16 protein-coding genes are annotated in these 16247 nt (G+C 49.1%); 2 read left to right on the top strand and 14 right to left on the bottom strand.

Translation table 11 applies throughout. The features are described 5' to 3' along the window. Positions 1-161: 161 nt before the first annotated feature. From FAY32_RS05585 to FAY32_RS05575, 3 genes are read right to left on the bottom strand one after another with little or no spacing between them, the layout of a single operon-like run. Entirely contained in the window at positions 162-1028 is an 867-nt protein-coding gene (locus FAY32_RS05585) for a LysR family transcriptional regulator (protein WP_225428294.1), read from the bottom strand. 11 nt (positions 1029-1039) lie between these two features. Then, on the bottom strand, positions 1040-1945 hold the full coding sequence (locus FAY32_RS05580; protein ID WP_143462471.1) for an alpha/beta hydrolase: 906 nt from the start codon (positions 1943-1945) through the stop codon (positions 1040-1042). Then, entirely contained in the window at positions 1935-3221 is a 1287-nt protein-coding gene (locus FAY32_RS05575) for a PTS transporter subunit EIIC (RefSeq protein ID WP_143462470.1), read from the bottom strand. The genes FAY32_RS05580 and FAY32_RS05575 overlap by 11 nt, the downstream gene beginning before the upstream one ends. Before the next feature lie 1003 nt (positions 3222-4224). On the opposite strand from FAY32_RS05575, the gene yicI reads away from it, so the two are divergent. Next, on the top strand, positions 4225-6513 hold the full coding sequence (gene yicI, locus FAY32_RS05570; protein WP_143462469.1) for an alpha-xylosidase: 2289 nt from the start codon (positions 4225-4227) through the stop codon (positions 6511-6513). A gap of 529 nt (positions 6514-7042) precedes the next feature. Here yicI and FAY32_RS05565 read toward each other — a convergent pair. The 6 genes from FAY32_RS05565 to FAY32_RS05540 form a co-directional block, all read right to left on the bottom strand. Further along, positions 7043-8257, bottom strand: a complete 1215-nt coding sequence (locus FAY32_RS05565; RefSeq protein ID WP_225428298.1) for a helix-turn-helix domain-containing protein — start codon at positions 8255-8257, stop codon at positions 7043-7045. A gap of 332 nt (positions 8258-8589) precedes the next feature. After that, positions 8590-8919, bottom strand: a complete 330-nt coding sequence (locus tag FAY32_RS05560) for a DUF1048 domain-containing protein (RefSeq protein ID WP_143462467.1) — start codon at positions 8917-8919, stop codon at positions 8590-8592. Continuing rightward, on the bottom strand, positions 8916-9242 hold the full coding sequence (locus tag FAY32_RS05555) for a PadR family transcriptional regulator (protein ID WP_143462466.1): 327 nt from the start codon (positions 9240-9242) through the stop codon (positions 8916-8918). Before FAY32_RS05555 ends, FAY32_RS05560 begins: the two co-directional genes overlap by 4 nt. A 133-nt stretch (positions 9243-9375) precedes the next feature. Then, positions 9376-10476, bottom strand: coding sequence for a hypothetical protein (locus FAY32_RS05550; protein WP_225428293.1), 1101 nt, complete (start codon positions 10474-10476; stop codon positions 9376-9378). A gap of 82 nt (positions 10477-10558) precedes the next feature. Further along, positions 10559-11641, bottom strand: coding sequence for a hypothetical protein (locus FAY32_RS05545; protein WP_143462574.1), 1083 nt, complete (start codon positions 11639-11641; stop codon positions 10559-10561). Positions 11642-11757: 116 nt separating this feature from the next. Continuing rightward, the gene (locus tag FAY32_RS05540) at positions 11758-12231 is read right to left on the bottom strand and encodes an S-ribosylhomocysteine lyase (protein WP_048734637.1); all 474 of its coding nucleotides are present in this window, start codon (positions 12229-12231) and stop codon (positions 11758-11760) included. Positions 12232-12449: 218 nt separating this feature from the next. Here FAY32_RS05540 and FAY32_RS05535 point away from each other — a divergent pair, with 218 nt between their 5' ends. Then, positions 12450-13451: an LCP family glycopolymer transferase gene (locus tag FAY32_RS05535; RefSeq protein ID WP_143462464.1), complete on the top strand. Its 1002-nt coding sequence runs from the start codon at positions 12450-12452 to the stop codon at positions 13449-13451. Between the two features lie 423 nt (positions 13452-13874). Here the strand turns inward: FAY32_RS05535 and FAY32_RS05530 are convergent, their stop codons facing one another. The 5 genes from FAY32_RS05530 to trxA all read right to left on the bottom strand — a co-directional run bounded on the left by FAY32_RS05530 (position 13875) and on the right by trxA (position 16193). Then, positions 13875-14702, bottom strand: a complete 828-nt coding sequence (locus FAY32_RS05530) for a DUF1129 domain-containing protein (RefSeq protein ID WP_143462463.1) — start codon at positions 14700-14702, stop codon at positions 13875-13877. A 69-nt stretch (positions 14703-14771) separates the two neighbouring features. Further along, a complete protein-coding gene (gene crcB, locus FAY32_RS05525; RefSeq protein WP_225428291.1) occupies positions 14772-15140 on the bottom strand; it encodes a fluoride efflux transporter CrcB in 369 nt (122 codons plus the stop codon). Further along, positions 15137-15529 (bottom strand): fluoride efflux transporter FluC, encoded by a 393-nt coding sequence (locus FAY32_RS05520; RefSeq protein ID WP_143462462.1) that lies wholly within the window; start codon positions 15527-15529, stop codon positions 15137-15139. The genes crcB and FAY32_RS05520 overlap by 4 nt, the downstream gene beginning before the upstream one ends. A 74-nt stretch (positions 15530-15603) precedes the next feature. Continuing rightward, positions 15604-15867 carry a metal-sensitive transcriptional regulator gene (locus FAY32_RS05515; protein WP_143462461.1) on the bottom strand — a complete coding sequence of 88 codons (264 nt, stop codon included), beginning with the start codon at positions 15865-15867 and terminating at the stop codon, positions 15604-15606. Beyond that, the gene (gene trxA / locus FAY32_RS05510; RefSeq protein WP_048734622.1) at positions 15867-16193 is read right to left on the bottom strand and encodes a thioredoxin; all 327 of its coding nucleotides are present in this window, start codon (positions 16191-16193) and stop codon (positions 15867-15869) included. The genes FAY32_RS05515 and trxA overlap by 1 nt, the downstream gene beginning before the upstream one ends. Positions 16194-16247 lie beyond the last annotated feature (54 nt).

The raw sequence follows: 16247 nt of genomic DNA, 5'->3' as shown, positions 1-16247 counted from the left end.
CGCCGGTTACCTGGAACTGAATAAGCACCATCATTGCACAGTCCCACCCTGACAACCATTAAACCGGTTACAGAAGAAAACGATTCTCCTATACTAAAAAAGTATGGGAGAATCGTCTATTTTGTATTTCAAATATGATATGGCCACAACGTTTTTTCGCGTCAATAGCTATCAATAAACCGTTGCAGCAGCGGGCTCGGCGCAAGCTGCTCTGGCCACACCAATTTCAGCGTCGTCCGCCATGGCTGATAGCGAATGGGCCGAACCACCGTGCCAACGCCACTGACCCCCTCCGCCACCGACCGGGGCACGATGGCAACGCCCATGCGGTTATTGGCCCACTGGACGGCCGTCCGCGCATCGTCACAAGTGCACGCGATGAACGGCGTCATCTTCTTTTCGGCAAAGGTCGTTTCAAAGAGGTGCTCGAAGCGCCGATAGATGATCAACGGCACCGTTGCCAAGTCCTCCACACGCAACGTGGCCCCCTGGAAGTGATCGTACTTCTGGGGCACGACCGCCGCCATCGACTCAGTGGTCAATTCCTTGCTAGCCAATCCCGGAGCTGTAAATGGTGTTCGGACAATGGCAACGTCAATGAGGCGTTTGTCCAACCGGTCGATCAATCCATACGTATTGTCCTCAAATAAGCGAATCTGAACCTTGGGGTAGTGCCGCGTCAATGTCCGTAACTTGGCGTTAGGCGTGGCCCCAATCGACGATGAAATGACCCCCACCGAGAGAACACCTGCGAGGCCCTGTCCCAGTGACCGCACCTGACTGTCTGCCCGGTCACGCAGATCCAACAACTGTTGTGCGTAATCCCGCAGTAATTTCCCGGCCGGCGTGAGCGTCGTGCCCCCAGCGGTTCGGTTCAATAGTGCCACTCCCATTTCATTTTCCAGTTGCTTCAACTGATAGCTCAACGGAGGCTGGGCCATATGCAGTTGTCGAGCGGCTGCCGTGATCTGCCCAGCATTTGCCACCGCCAGAAAATATTCTAATTGACGAAAGTTCACCGTCACCATCCACCTTTACTTCATTTTTGAGGCAACCCCGGATCATCCGTTGCATTGCGACTATCCACCTGATTCTGGGCCTGATTTTGATACCGATCCTTCGCCGGTAGCGTTTCTTGTAAGAGGTATTGCCGAATCAACAGCACAATCTGCTTGTTTTGTGGCAGGGCCGAATGGGTCGTCTCATCCCCGGTCACCGTAATCTGCGTATAGTGGGCCACCTGATTTTGAAAGACATACTTTCCCTGATTGACACTATTGGCGGGCACGGTGCCGTCACTTGAATAGTTCTCAGTTCCGGCAACGGAGTACACCGTCAGCGACTTCGGCAATTGTTTGCGGTACTTGATCAATTCTTTTAGGATAGCCGTCTGGGTCGTCGTACTGTCCGACTCCATGTTGTACGGTGTGGCAATCGTCATCAGCCGTTCAACTTTAACGTCCTTAAGTTGACTGAGGTAGCGTTCCAAAAATAGGCTCAAAATCAGTCCCCCATTGGAATGACCCAACGTCGAAAAGTGATTGAAATGATACGTCTTAACCAAATCCTTCATCGCAATGTTCAACCACTGCGCCTGCTTGACGATATTCGCGTAACCATCACGGTTATTCTCAAAAGCCACGACGATAAAGGGCTGATTGTCACCCCGCCGAATCGATCCCGTATAGGAAAGTTGCCCATTTTCTGCAACTTTGACCTTCAACACACTGTGGCCGGTCTTGGTTTCTTTACGTAGTTCCTTGATCAACGCATCAAATCGATTCTGACTAGCGCTAGACCCGGGCACCATGATGGTTGGATCCAATGGCGTTTTATAATTCGTTTTGTATTGGGTGATCTGGTGTCGCATCCAAGTCATACTGGGCAGAAAAACGGCCAGTACCAAGAGGATGCCGACTAGCCACCGCCACCAACTATGCCGCATGGTTGCCGCCCCCTTCCTGGTTGAGCAGCCGTACGAACGGCAGGTAAATCAAGACGGAAACCGTCAGGCACACCAGACTCAGTGCCAGCGCTCGCCAATCACCACCGGTTCCCAAATAGGCGATCAGTGGTCCCGGTGTCGTTCGGGGCACGGGATAGACAATTGGTGGTACTAGTTTCCAGGTCAGCGCAAACCACGCCAACGTGATGTTGACGGCCGGTGCAACCAAAAATGGCACTAACAAAATAGGATTGAACAGTAAGGGCAATCCCAATAAGGTCGGCTGGTTCAAATTGACCAAGTTTGGCAGAAATGTCTGATTTGCGACCCGTCGATAGCTGGCCTGTCGCGATCCAATCCAGATGGCGATAACCAGTGATAGGGTCATTCCGGCGCCCCCAAAGTTAGCGTATGCATCACCCAAAGTATGTAGCGTCACTAAGTTTGGTGCCCCCCAGCCGGAACCATGCTGAATGGCATAGGACAAGTTCTGCAGTGACGTAACGGAACTGTTGCCGGCAAGGCTTACGGGACCGACAAACCCAATCCACCACAAAAAGTTGCTGATGGTAGTAACGGCCACAATGACCACGCCTTGGTGCCCTGGATTGGCTACCAGACTACTCAACCCCTGATAGACGAGTCCATTAATACCATATGGTGTCAGCAGGCTCAGCCCATACCCTATAGCCACCATCATCAGTAAAATCACGGTCAGCGGCCAAATGACCCGGCCAGTCCAAGAGGGTTGGCCGAATCGCGGATGGTGCAAGCGCCACCGACTGAACCTAGTCATGAGATGACTTGCGCCCCAGCCAACGCCCAAGCCGACAACGATTGCCAGAAAGATTCCTTGTGGCCCCAAGTTCTCTTCCATAAATTGTGACATACCAGTCGTTTTACGCCCTAAAGCCTGATAATTCACATTGAGCGTTAAAAACGACAACGCACTGATAATGCCGACTGCTAACGCATCACTACGGTAGCTTCGTGCAAGCTGATTGGCCGTCATAAATGCCACCGTCACGGCCACTAATCCGTTAATAACGATACTGATCACACGGGCAGCCATCCGCCAGACCGCAATGGCCGGCAACCAACTACCAATATGATAAATTTGAAAAAAGAAGCCGTCGTTGGCCAAAATACTTTGCCCTAAAACATCGACGACCGTCATGAGTAAGATAAATGGGTAAACTACCCGTAACGCCTCTTTAATGGCGCGAATTGCTCGCCATTGACTGAGCCGTTGATTCAATCCCCATAATTTTCGCAAGGTGTTACACCCCTTCGCTTCACTTTGTTTTCATTATACCCACGCAACCCGCACAACTCGGTCTAAACGTCTTATAATTTTTACAATACTTAACTAAAGGTCGAAAGTTCCAAACTACCGTCATGGCTGATGTAACCACCCGCTTGGACCTAAATCCAGGCAATATGGTGGTTGGATCACTTTATCGACCAGCAGCCTAGCGCCCATTTAGTGGCTGTGCGTCAGCTACCACTATGTCAACACCCGATACATGCTAGTCTTCCTGCATGCCATTCATCGCACACATGCTCACTTTGCCACATTTCCGCAGACTGCCAGTGAAAATGTCTATCAAACACCCTATGTGGTATGCTTACAGTCTAGCCTCCCAAAAATAAAATCAGTTGAGTAAAACCATTTACCATTTGTATGCGTTTTCAAAACGTGTTAGTATGTTGGAGTAAACAACCAACCAACTTTGGTTGGCCGACTTAAATAATTATAGGCGGTGAAAACAGATTGGTTTCATCATCTAATTCGTTAGCATTAAACTAGCGTGTTGCTTTCATGGCGTGAAAGATTCGGTTGGGCTACTGGAGATTTTACGCACGGTTTGTTTTTATATTTCTAATGTATCTGCAATTCTTCCACGCAAAACGTGCCAAGAATTGCCAGTATTGCTATCTCGTTTCCCATTACATTCAATCCGTAATTGGCTACAAGATACCTTCTGGACAAGCTTCAGGCGTATGAGCGAGTAACTTTACTCACACGTTGGCAAATGTTAAAGGTCAGTTTGAAGGAGATTCCTTGAATTGGCTGGTTGGCAGTAATTGACGGTTTGGTTCTGGTGATGATCTTAAGTATGTATGCGGTTCCAACAATCCGTATGTCGAACTATCCGGTACTTAAACTTTCCAATTACGATGTTGTTATGGTGGTTTCATCCTCAGCGTTGCGCTAGTTGAACGTGATGTTGAACGTTAATTAAGTTATCAAATATTATGAATAGGAAGTGGCTACTTTGAAGTTTACTAATGGTTATTGGTTAACTCGTGAAGAGTACGACGTTAACTCACCGGCTGAAGCATTCGAAGCCGAAAAGGATGGCAAGACCTTAAACGTCTACGCACCTTACAAACGGATTCAAACTCGGGGGGACGAATTAAACCTCGGGATGAGCACGATTAAGCTCACCTCCCCTATCGAAAATGTTATCGGTGTTAAGTTAACCCACTTTGATCAAGATACCAAAGGTCCTTCATATCAGCTTAACAACTCAGATCCTGACGTTGACATTGACGTTACGGAAAAGAAAGCTTCATTGAAGAGTGGCGACTTAACGGTTACCCTGCCATTGCGTGAAGACTTCGATATGGAATTCACTGCTAACGGTAAGGTATTGACCGCTTCTCGGAACAAAGCACAAGGTGAAATCTTAAACCACGATACCAATGTCCACTACATGCGTGAACAACTTGCTGTTGGCGTTGAAGACAAGGTTTATGGCTTAGGTGAACGCTTTGGAAACTTTATCAAGAACGGTCAAGAAGTTAAGATCACCAACCAAGATGGTGGGACTGCTTCTGAACAATCTTACAAGAACATTCCATTCTACTTAACCGATGCTGGTTACGGTGTCTTTGTTGACGAACCACAAACGGTCGACTTTGAAGTCACCTCAGAAAATGTGGATGCCGTTCAATTTAGTTCTGAAGGTGAATCCCTACAGTACTACGTCATCTACGGACCAACTCCTCAAGAAATCTTACATCGTTACACCGAACTCACTGGTAACATGCAATTACCACCTGCATGGTCATTCGGTCTTTGGTTGACGACTTCCTTTACCACTGACTACAGTGAAAAGACCGTTTTGAAGTTTATCGACGGCATGAAGGAACGCAACATTCCACTAGATGTCTTCCATTTCGATTGCTTCTGGCAAAAGGGCTTTGAATGGAGCAACATGGAATGGGACCGCGATGAATTCCCAGACCCTGAAAGCTTGATCAAGAAGATTCATGACCGGGGTATCAAGGTTTGTGTCTGGATTAACCCTTACATCGCCCAAAAGGGTAAGATGTTTGAAGAAGGCAAGAAGAACGGTTACTTCATCAAGCGTGCAAATGGTAACCTTTGGCAATGGGACCTCTGGCAAGCTGGTAATGCCTTCGTTGACTTTACCAACCCAGATGCCGTTAAGTGGTACAAGAGCAAGTTAAAAGCCCTGTTAGACATGGGTGTTGACTGCTTCAAGACCGACTTCGGTGAACGGATTCCTGTCGAAGATGCTGTCTTCTTTGACGGTTCAGATCCTAAGCGCGAACACAACTACTACACCCTGCAATACAACAAGGCTGTCTTTGACACCATTGCTGAAAACAAGGGTAAGGATCAAGCAGTTGTCTTTGCTCGTTCCGCTACTGTCGGTTCCCAAAAGTACCCAGTTCACTGGGGTGGTGACGCCTTATCTAACTTCAAGAACATGTCCGATACGTTACACGGCGGCTTGTCCTTCTTGAGTTCCGGATTTGCATTCTGGAGCCATGATATTGGTGGGTTCGAAGATGGACCTGACACCCCTACACCAGACCTTTACAAGCGTTGGTCACAATTTGGTCTGTTGTCTTCTCACAGTCGTTACCATGGTAGTAACGTTTACCGTGTGCCATGGAACTTCGATGACGAAGCCGTTGAGAACACGCGGAAGTTCGTCAACTTGAAGTTGTCCTTGATGCCATACCTGTACACGCAGGCTGCCCACAACACCGCTTATGGTAACCCATTAATGCGGCCAATGTGGTTCGACTTTACCAAGGACTTGACGACCCACAGTTTGGACAACCAATACATGTTTGGGACCCAACTGTTAGTCGCCCCTGTCTTTAACAAGGAAGGCCACGTCAACTTCTACCTGCCAGCCGGCAAGTGGACCAGCATCATTGACGATAGTGAAACCTACAACGTGCCTGAAGGCAAGTGGATCAGCAAGACCTACGACGAATTATCTCTTCCTGTATTGGCTCGTGACAACACGATTCTCTTACGGAACCCTAAAGCCGTTCACGCTGACTACGACTTCACTAAGGATTTGGACATTCATTTGTACGATATGCATGAAGGTTCAACGTCCGTTGCCGTTGTTGACCAAAAAGGTAAGGATGCTGGCAAGGTCACTGTTGACCGTAGCGGTAACCAATTGAAGGTCACGACTACTGGTTTGACTGGCGCTGCTACCATCTACGTCCATGAAGACGGTAAAGTTACGAAGGCTGCCTTAGACGGTGCCAACGCAACGATTACACTGTAATCTAAGACGTTAACGTTATCCATTAAATGAAGAAACACGATTAGTGATCTGTGAGTCGCTAATCGTGCTTCTTTTGTTATCTGCTAAAAGTTGAAAGATGAAATTCAGACCTCATCTCAGTATTAGTAAGTAGTCGTACCATTAAATTAGCCTAAGTTGGGCGCACTACGGCTACCAGGGATTCCGCCTGCTGTGGGGACGCTTCAGACTGAAAGAACCCCAGTCTTCTCGCTCGGCCGGGGCCATCCCTGGCCTCCTCCGGCGCTGACTGTGTGTTATCACGACAACAGCTGTAAGACGTGGCTACCTAACATTTTGGGCACCCATTAATAACGATGGTCATCATTACTCAGTATCGTCTGAAAGCACAACGTAAGCCGAGAGGTCGGCAGATATGGGCTCAGGCGCATCGTTCGCACCGATTCAGCCCATATCTGCCGGCCGGTAAGGCGACGCAACTACTATGTTGCCTAGTTTTAGTAAAATCAGGTATGACTGCTAATTTTGGCACTTTCAACCTCTTTAGTTATCATCTACTCTTACTTGATGCGTTCTTTACCTGTCTAACTGCCCGCCAGACCGTACTCGTGCTAACACCGAACCGACTAGCAATCTCGCGATAAGTCTGTCCCGCCTGACGTAGCTCTTGAAAAGTTATTGAGGACTCTGAACTAGCGCTACCTGCCTTCGGTTGTGGGGTCATCACTTGTGGCGCCTCCAGAATCAATGGGGCCATCTGCTGAATCTTCGCAAGTTCTTGGACAACGTAGTGCGTCGTTTGCGCATCCCATAATGCATTATGTTGCTTGGGATTAAAGACATTCAGCAACCCTGCTACACCATTTAACGGCAAATAATGATGAACACTCTCGCGCTGATGACTACTCCGGGTAATGACCCGGTTGGTATAGGCACTCCCATCAAAAATACTGAGTGGTGCCGCCAACACCTGACGTTCCGCTACCGACAAAGCATCGTAATGAACGGCAAAAAGATGCCTTAATAAGCGTAAGTCATTCGTCCGGTCCCAAAATACCAGCGGGTAATGATGCCGCAATATTTGGGCGATAAAAGCCTGCAACACAGCTAATGGTGCCGCCTGTTGTTCATAATCTGCCAATGTTAGCCCCGTCTCCTTCAGACCACGTAACTTCATTTCAGGGGTAAAGGCTGGATTATCCACATAGCGGTTGAACCGTAGGATAGGTGTTTTGTCAGCGGCATACCCCAATGCCCCCAACTGAAAGACGCCTGCCTTTTCTCCCAGTGTCATGGTCTGTTCGCGAATAATCTGACTTCCGGTGTTCTGCGTCTGAAAAAGCATCCCAAATTCACAGTCTACGACGACATATTCTTGGGGTAATTGGTCCAGACATTTAATCGTTGGTAAGACTTGCTGGAGGCGTTGCATGACTTGTTTGTCCGCCGTGGCCGCCGCTACCGGCAACTGGTAGCCTTGGTGCTGAAGAATCAGGCTGAGATCATCGTCAGTCGCTGCCTGCTCGTAGGTGGTCACGTTCTTTTCATTCAGGACCATGTTTTTATCTGTTGAAAAACCAATGACGAACCGGCGATGCTCGTCAAACGCAATGGTCGTTACCAAGCCCCACTTTACCATCGATTTATTGTAAACCAGCGTGCCATCGCCGCCAGTCAGAAGAATCGGCTGCCCCACGACGAACATATTATGTACTTTCGGGTGTCCCTTTTCTGCATGGCGTTGCACTAAAAATGCGATTCTCATTGCCACCGTCCATCACCCCCACTTTTTGCGAGTTCTGCTACTTTCTATCTTAACGAAGCTGACCTGCAAAGGCCACCATTTTGCTTAATAAATTTAATTATATTAGGTGTTATCCATTGTACTTAAAAAAGAGACCGGGACATAACTCAAAAATCAGCTTTTTCTGCTGAAAAAGCTGATTTTATTTTTGCCATTATCATGTCGAAACGTGCGCCACCAGGCAGTTTGTTGTGCTTAACCCGAGAACAGGAATTATGCCAAGACCAGGCATAACCCCTGTTCTCACATTAATGCTCGCAAACTAATCGCCTGATGTCCCACTCTCTGACAACTTAACGCTTAAATGCCTTTCGTTGTAACTTTTCTTTCTCTTTAGTCATCCAGGTTGCTTCCGGAAACTCCTCAAGTAAGTTATCCGCAAAGGCAACCAAATCATCACCAACCACTTGCTCCACCGTTGCCCCATCCGCAACCGCCGCTTCGAACATGTCTAAAATGTTCTTTAAGACGGTGTACATGGCCGCACCGCTGGCCAAGTTCCACAGGTACTTTTCCAATGAGATCATGGCCTGTTCGTAGGGCGTTGGCAATGCCGCCACCCGTTGCTTAAATTCGCGATAGTCGCGCTTCTCCTGCCGCATTTTCTTAATATAATTCATCATGCCGGATTCTCCTTTAGTTGCGTTAGTTGGGTGCTGACGTAGGCCCATTGCTGCCAAAACTGGGCGAGCCGCTCTTCGCCAGCCGCGTTGAGTTGATAAAATTTACGAGCGGGGCCGCGGTCTGATTTCTTTTTTTCGATAGCAACCAACTGTTGTTTCTCCAGTCGCATCAAGATCGTGTAGACCGTCCCCTCAACAACGTCCTCAAACCCATGCTCATTCAGGTACTGGGTAATCTCATAACCGTACGTTTCCCCCGCACTAATCCGTTGCAGCACGATACCTTCAAGCACGCCCTTTAGCAGTTCCGTTGTAATTTTCATCAGGTTACTCCTTACTACTCTGTATTAACGAGTACTGCTATATAGTAATACATAGTAGTGAGACTGTCAACCCGTTGCTACGACGAAAAAAGACCGTCTCTATTAAAGAAACGGTCTTCACGTCATCTGTAATTTACCAATTTAGTGAGCTCCCGACCAATACTTCTGGCTGATGGTTACTCAACAGGTATGCCTGACCATCATCCCCAAATGATAGCCCCTCGAACTCGCGCTTAGAGGCAAAATGCGTCCATTTTACATCCCCACGCGTCAAACTACCATTGCCTGCCAGCTTATTGGCGGGCAGACTGGCGATCGACCCATCAGCAACTAAGTAAAGTCGATTGTTATTGGGATTGTACGCCATGCTTTGAACGCAAGTCCCGGGACCGTGCTGTAACACCTGACTGGTCAAATGGAAATGCACGTGCCGCCGCCCAATATGCCCCCGATACAGATAGACATCGGTGGCATTGGGCCGCGTCCAGAAGTAGGCATTACCCTGACGATCAAAAGCCAAAACGTGGCCCCCAGGGACGGCCAAGCTCTTAGATTTCAACCGGAAATGAATCAGTCGAACCGGTTTCAAGCTATTTGGATTCACCTGTTGAATGACGCCGGCCTGACTAACGGGAATCCGGGGTGCGGACTCACGGTCCTGCCACATATAAAGCTGATGGTCCTTTCGGTTGTAGGCTAGTGATTGCCCGTGTCCGGTGGTGAATGCTGGGCCCACCTTGATTGCGGCACGAATCGCCTTGGTCTGCGTTGTGACGGGTGTCTTCGTTCGATAAACACCTTGAATTTGTTGTGGTGTCGCCTTTAGATTCGTTAATTTTGCCATATTGAAGCGGACCAGACGCCCCCGATTATGCCAAGTCGTTGGACAGTAGACCACGTACAAATATCGCCCGACGACCGCCATACTCTGCGGATCCCCCCAGGCCTGGTGATGATAGCCGGGAATGGGTAATAAGTATTTCGTCGTAAACGTGACCGGACTACCTTGATTACTAGCAATGGTGTTACTGCCGCTCGAATTGGCTGCTGACGCGTAGTGACTTGGCACCGTGACAAAATGAACCTGGCTATCGTTCAGTGACCGTTGTTTTGATAGGCTTAGTGCGGTCTTGGTCTGATCAACCATCGTGATGGCATGTGCTGGAAGCAGCGGCGTTATTCCCAGCCCCACACTGACGAGTAACGCCCCAACAATTGCTAATTTTCGCATCATACCTAACCCCCCAATCTTTTCAGCTAGTCTATCACTAGCCCTATCAATTGAGGAGTAAAGCTCATTTTTTTAAGTTTTGAACTTACCAACTGACACGATTTCCCCGCAGAACTTCCGGATCATGATTCGTCAGCAAGTAGCCGTGACCACTAGTCGTAAATGCCAATCCTTCAAACTCCCGGCGAGATGCGAATCGTGTCCAGCGAACCTGTTTCGCCGTCAGGTGTCCCCGGCCCGCTAGCTTACGAATCGGTAAACTGGCGATCGACCCGTCAGCAACCAGGTACAGTCGATTGTTGTGTGGATTCACCGCAATTCCCTGCACGTGAGTCCCCGGACCACGCCGTAAGACCTGATGGGTCAAGCGAAAGGAGACCTTATGTCGTGAAATTCGCCCTTGATAAATATTGGCGCGGTACCCGGCCGGATTTGACCAAAAGTAAGCACGCCCCGCTTTATCAAACGCCAAAACGTGGCCCCCAGGGACCGCATAATGCCCCCGACGCAAGCGAAACCGAATCTGGTAGGCTGGTTTGAGACGACGCGCACTGATCTGCTGGATATAACCGTATTGATTGATGGGAACGCGCGGCTTCTTCTCCCGGTCACACCACATGTAAAGATGATGATTGTGCCAATCATATGCCAAGGATTGGCCGTGTCCCGTGGTAAAGACAGGGCCCACCTTGATCGCACGACGAAGCCGTTTTTCCTTTGCCGTCGCATGTTTGGCATACGTATGCTGAAATTCAGTCGCCGTAGCCTTTAACTTCGCTAATTTTTTAACATCGTAACGCACGATTCGTCCCCGATTATGCCAAGCTATCGGACAATAAACGACATATAGATACCGACCAGTCAGCGCCAAACTCTGCGGATTGCCCCAGGCCTGGTGGTGATACCCCGGTTGTGGCAACAAATATTTGGTCTTAAACGTCACAGAAGCTCCCTGTGATGACTTGATGGTGTGGGTCACCACGTGCTTCGTGTGCGCGTAATGTTTAGGCGCGTGTACAAAATGAACCCGCGTATCATTTAGCATTCGTAAGCGTCCCACTGGTTGTAACGCCGGCACTCGTTGCTTGACCATCGCATGCGCCGGTACGCCCCCAACAAAGCTGATGAAACATGCGATGACGATTAGCCATCCGCTAACCCGCTTCATCACTAACGCATCCCCCTTAACTTATTTTTCTACATCATTACATTAAGCGTACCACAACAAATAGCGCGCTAGCCTATTGGCCGGCGCGCTAGGTTTGTTTACTAACTAAACGTCCTCTAAATAACTTCGCGAGTGAACGGATCTTTAGAAATTCCCTTGTCTAAAATATCCTTGCTCCATTCCTTAGCGGAGAAGAGGCTGTGGTCTCGGTAGTTCCCACAACTGTACTTGTCAGTGCCTTGAACATCTTTCCATTCCGTATCAAAAGCGATCCGGTGAAGCGCTGCCTTCAATGCTTTGGCAACTTCTTCAGTGGATTGTTCGCCCCAGGTGATTAAATGGAAACCGGTCCGGCAGCCAAATGGTGAGCAGTCAATAACGCCACTCATTTCATCACGTAAATAGCCTGCCAATAAATGTTCGATGGTGTGTAGCCCGGCCGTTGGAATTGCGTTCGTGTTGGGTTGAACCAACCGTAAATCAAAATTCGAGATGACGTCGCCCTTAGCGCCCGTTTCCCGGGTGATCAACCGCACGTATGGTGCTTTAACAGCTGTGTGGTCCAAAGTAAAACTTTCAACTTTTGCCATTATTGCCAACTCCCTTTTTCAATTGTATGTAAAGTAGGTGTCCTTCTTTACTTTACACCAAAAGTCAGGTCGACCGCTATTAATTTAGCGGGCATTCAAGATTGCTTAGTAAATTTGCAAACTGACTTCTAAGAAATAGTAAAAGCGAAGTCCCCTCTGCCGCAATATCGGTTAAACATGGGTATACTGAGTTGCGAATTAGAGGGGGAGGAGTCACTATGAAAAACACACCATTACCACCACGTCAGCACCACTTCACCGAGAAGTCCCATCGCCCTTGGCTTCGTTGGGTGCTCATTCTTTTTTCGTTACTACTTATCGGGGGCGGTGTTTACGGTTTCCGCGCTTGGCATGCCGCAAAAAGTACCTTTTCCAAGACCTACCATACTGCGGGAGTCAAACCAAACGATACCGCATTAACCAGTGGTAAACCCTTTGCCATTCTGCTTTTAGGTACCGATACGGGCGCCTTGGGTCGGCATGACATCGGTCGTACGGACACCATGATCGTGGCCACGATTAATCCAGCCAAGCAAACGGCTAAACTCACCAGTATTCCCCGAGACACGCTGGTCAACATCTGGGGGAGCCAGCAAGATGAGGAAAAGATCAATGCTGCCTATCCTCTGTATGGCGCCAAAGCGACGATTAAAACGGTTGAACACCTCGTCAACATTCCGATTCGTTACTACGTTCTACTCAACATGGGGGGCCTGAAAAAGATGATCAATGCCGTGGGCGGTGTCACCGTCGACCCACTACTGACCTTCCACTATGAACAGGGCAACGTGACGAAGGGAGTCAAGATTCACTTGAACGGCGCCAGCGCCCTCGCCTATTCGCGGATGCGCGATGATGATCCACGCGGTGACTATGGTCGCCAAGCGCGACAACGGCAAATTATTAAGGCTCTGGTCCTCAAAGAAGCCGGCATTGGCTCACTGGCCCGTTATCAGTCGGTCTTAGACTCGCTGACCAACAACCTGCAGACCAACCTAACCTTTAACGATCTCATGTGGCTACGCACCAAGGACGGTCATACCAGTCGGCACATCGAATCGCAGACTTTGCAGGGAGAAAATGCCACCATCAACGGCATCGACTACCAGATTGCCCCACAAAATGAGATTGAACAGGTCTCTAAGAGTCTACGCAATGCATTGAACTTATCGACAACGTCTAATTTTCAAACGGACGCCATCCAACCGGCCGGATTCTAGGTGGTTAGAACCGGATTGACCGGTATTTTAAACCTTCTAGCCTTCACACTGATTTTTTGCTCACGTCTCAACATCATAATTTCAAAACAAAATCGGTTTTTTCAGAAATCTAGCCTTCTGAAAAAACCGATTTTGAGTTATGCTCCCGTCTCGTTTAGTGTCTACAGCGTGGGATATGTTGGGTAGCTAATCGCTTTTTATCAAATTCTACTTCAAATCAATGGACTGCGTCTTTTTGACACCTAAAACGAAAAAAATCTGAGACATAACTCAAGAATCATTTTTTTATCATTATCGTGTCGAAACGTGCGCCACCAGGCAGTTTGTCGCGCTTAACCCGAGAACAGGACTTATGCCAAGACCAGGCATAACCCCTGTTCTCACGTTAATGCTCGCAAACTAACCGCCTGATGTCCCACCGCTTTATTTCGTCTGATTTTTTCGTGCTTGCCAAATGTGCCACCCAATAATCAAGATGCTCAGGTCACCTAAGATGGTGCCGAGCGCAATCAACAGGTTACCGGCCGACGTGACCATCAGGCCAGACGTCGCCGGCATCCGCGCCAGTAAGGCCAACAGTGTGGTAATCCACAAACTACCTAAAATGGCGGGGAACCAGGAATTGGCGTGCCGGCGATGATGCCACCAAGTCAGGCCAGTCACAACGATAGCAAAGACGAGCAGCGTGATACTCCCACCGACCCGGGTCAGGTAGACTAAGCCTTGGGCAGGTACCGTCTGTGCAGCTACCCGCATTGCCAGCAGTAGTGCGATGATAATGACCAGCCAACTCGCAATTTGGCCACGTGGGGTGTGGATTCGTTGTGTCACTCCAATACCTAGCGCCATCGCAATGACAAAGAAACCGTATTCCAAGCCGACCAGTAAGAGTTGAAAGGGCACCGCGGGCAAGATAGCACTCGGTATAATTGTCCCTAACGTAAAGATTAAAAGGGGAACCAACAGATCCCAGGTCAGCCAGCTCGGCTTGGCGCGTGCGACCCGCCCCATCTTTACAGCAACCGTTGCGGGATCTGCGCCGTAAAATTGTTGTGCCGTCTGTTGCGCTGATTGGGCAACTAGTAAACTCGGAAGTAACTCCCGTAAATACTTTTGTAGCACCGCCTCGTCAGCGAACTTGGGCTGTTGTCGTAACTTGCTGACCAGCTCGTCCCAGTACGCCTGATTTTGCGGCGATAATTGTTGCCGTAGCGCTGCATTTTGTTCCGTAATCGTTGTGCGTTCCGCCAAAGCCGCCACTCCCTTCGTAATTTCTTATTATTTCTATGATAGGGAACTTAGCCACAAAACACCACTGATTTATCGCCCCGTGCTGAATCTCATCCCTAAATAAACGCCTAGACCAGCCAATACCAGCCCACCAATGACGCTCACCAATAGATAGCTTAACGCCATTCCCCACCGTCGCTGGTCGGTTAACATAACGACTTCGTGGCTAAAGGTCGAATAAGTGGTAAACCCACCCAGAACGCCCGTCCCCAATAAGACCATCATCGCATGCGCTACCTGCCAACCAGTCAGCATGCCCAATAACAGGGATCCTAGCCAGTTTATCAGTAACGTGGCTACCGGCCAGCGCGTTCCCAGCAGTTTTGTTACAAGCTGACTGCTTACATATCGTCCCAGGGCACCCAGCGCTGCACCAACACCCGCTAGTCCCGCCATCATTTCTCAATCACCGGGAAGGTCGCCCATTTCCGCGCGCTCCAGACACCCAAGGCACTACACAGGATGCCACCGATCAGGGTCACGGCTAAATAACTACCAACCGCCCCCCACTGCTGTTGCGTCATCATCCGTACTGTCTCCACACTAAAGGTCGAAAATGTCGTGAATGCTCCAATGCCACCTATTCCCATCCCCACGGTTACCGCACTAGGCCAATGAGCCGTGAGCCGTTTGGCATGCGACAGCCAGGCTAACGCAAAACACCCGAGCAGGTTCACGATGACCGTTGCCCAGGGAAATCCCATCGTTGCTGGCAGGGATTGGCCGATCCAGTACCGACCGCTTCCACCGATAAATGCGAAAATCAAAATTGATAGCTTATTTGCCACAACCAAGTCCTCCTCGAAAAGCATCTTCTCATTATAGCAAAAAAAGACTGCCACTAGGACAGTCCCCCTGCTAATCAATGTGTTTTCACGACGAGATCCAAAGCAGCCTGCAGCTCAGCCTGCTGGTCATCACTCAATTGATCTTGTGCCACGCACTGCTTGACGTTTTCCGCAACCACCACGCCCATCATGCGCTCAACACCTGAACGAACGGCTGCTAGCTGCGTTAAGATATCCTGGCAGTCACGCCCTTCATCGACCATTTTTAAGATACCTTGCAGTTGCCCGTCAGCCCGTCGCAGCCGGTTCTTTAATTGACTGGCTGTCGTTTGTACCATTAGGCAGTCACCTCACCCAACTTCTCATCGAGATACTTCTTGAGAGCGGCCTTAGGATGGAAGCCCACGACTTTTTCCGTTGGCATACCGTTCTTGAACACCACCATGGATGGAATACTCATAATTCCCAAAGACTGGGCTAACTCTTGATTCTGGTCGACGTCGAGAGAAGCAAACTTCACTTGATCACCATATTCCTGGTCTAAAGCCTCCAGTACTGGCGTTTGCATCTTACAAGGACCACACCAGTCCGCCCAAAAATCAACCACTGTGACGGCGGTGTCATCGCCAATATGTTCAAATTCCTTACTCGTAATTGCCTGCATGTTAAAATTCCTCCTACGTCATTGTCGTAACGCTAATAGCAGCTCTAATTTCAT

Source organism: Levilactobacillus enshiensis (genome assembly GCF_007115095.1).
In the GTDB taxonomy this organism is placed as follows: domain Bacteria; phylum Bacillota; class Bacilli; order Lactobacillales; family Lactobacillaceae; genus Levilactobacillus; species Levilactobacillus enshiensis.
Note: the sequence above shows the minus strand (reverse complement) of the source record. Positions and strands in the feature narration are given on the sequence as shown.

Bases quoted from the DNA above. Each gene is read 5' to 3' on its own strand.
- FAY32_RS05560 (WP_143462467.1), bottom strand. From the start codon at position 8,919: ATGATGAATTATATTAAGAAAATGCGGCAGGAGAAGCGCGACTATCGC.
- FAY32_RS05565 (WP_225428298.1), bottom strand. From the start codon at position 8,257: ATGAGAATCGCATTTTTAGTGCAACGCCATGCAGAAAAGGGACACCCG.
- FAY32_RS05585 (WP_225428294.1), bottom strand. From the start codon at position 1,028: ATGGTGACGGTGAACTTTCGTCAATTAGAATATTTTCTGGCGGTGGCA.
- crcB (WP_225428291.1), bottom strand. From the start codon at position 15,140: ATGATGGCGGGACTAGCGGGTGTTGGTGCAGCGCTGGGTGCCCTGGGA.
- trxA (WP_048734622.1), bottom strand. From the start codon at position 16,193: ATGCAGGCAATTACGAGTAAGGAATTTGAACATATTGGCGATGACACC.
- FAY32_RS05515 (WP_143462461.1), bottom strand. From the start codon at position 15,867: ATGGTACAAACGACAGCCAGTCAATTAAAGAACCGGCTGCGACGGGCT.
- FAY32_RS05535 (WP_143462464.1), top strand. From the start codon at position 12,450: ATGAAAAACACACCATTACCACCACGTCAGCACCACTTCACCGAGAAG.
- FAY32_RS05540 (WP_048734637.1), bottom strand. From the start codon at position 12,231: ATGGCAAAAGTTGAAAGTTTTACTTTGGACCACACAGCTGTTAAAGCA.
- FAY32_RS05580 (WP_143462471.1), bottom strand. From the start codon at position 1,945: ATGCGGCATAGTTGGTGGCGGTGGCTAGTCGGCATCCTCTTGGTACTG.
- FAY32_RS05550 (WP_225428293.1), bottom strand. From the start codon at position 10,476: ATGATGCGAAAATTAGCAATTGTTGGGGCGTTACTCGTCAGTGTGGGG.
- FAY32_RS05555 (WP_143462466.1), bottom strand. From the start codon at position 9,242: ATGAAAATTACAACGGAACTGCTAAAGGGCGTGCTTGAAGGTATCGTG.
- FAY32_RS05545 (WP_143462574.1), bottom strand. From the start codon at position 11,641: ATGAAGCGGGTTAGCGGATGGCTAATCGTCATCGCATGTTTCATCAGC.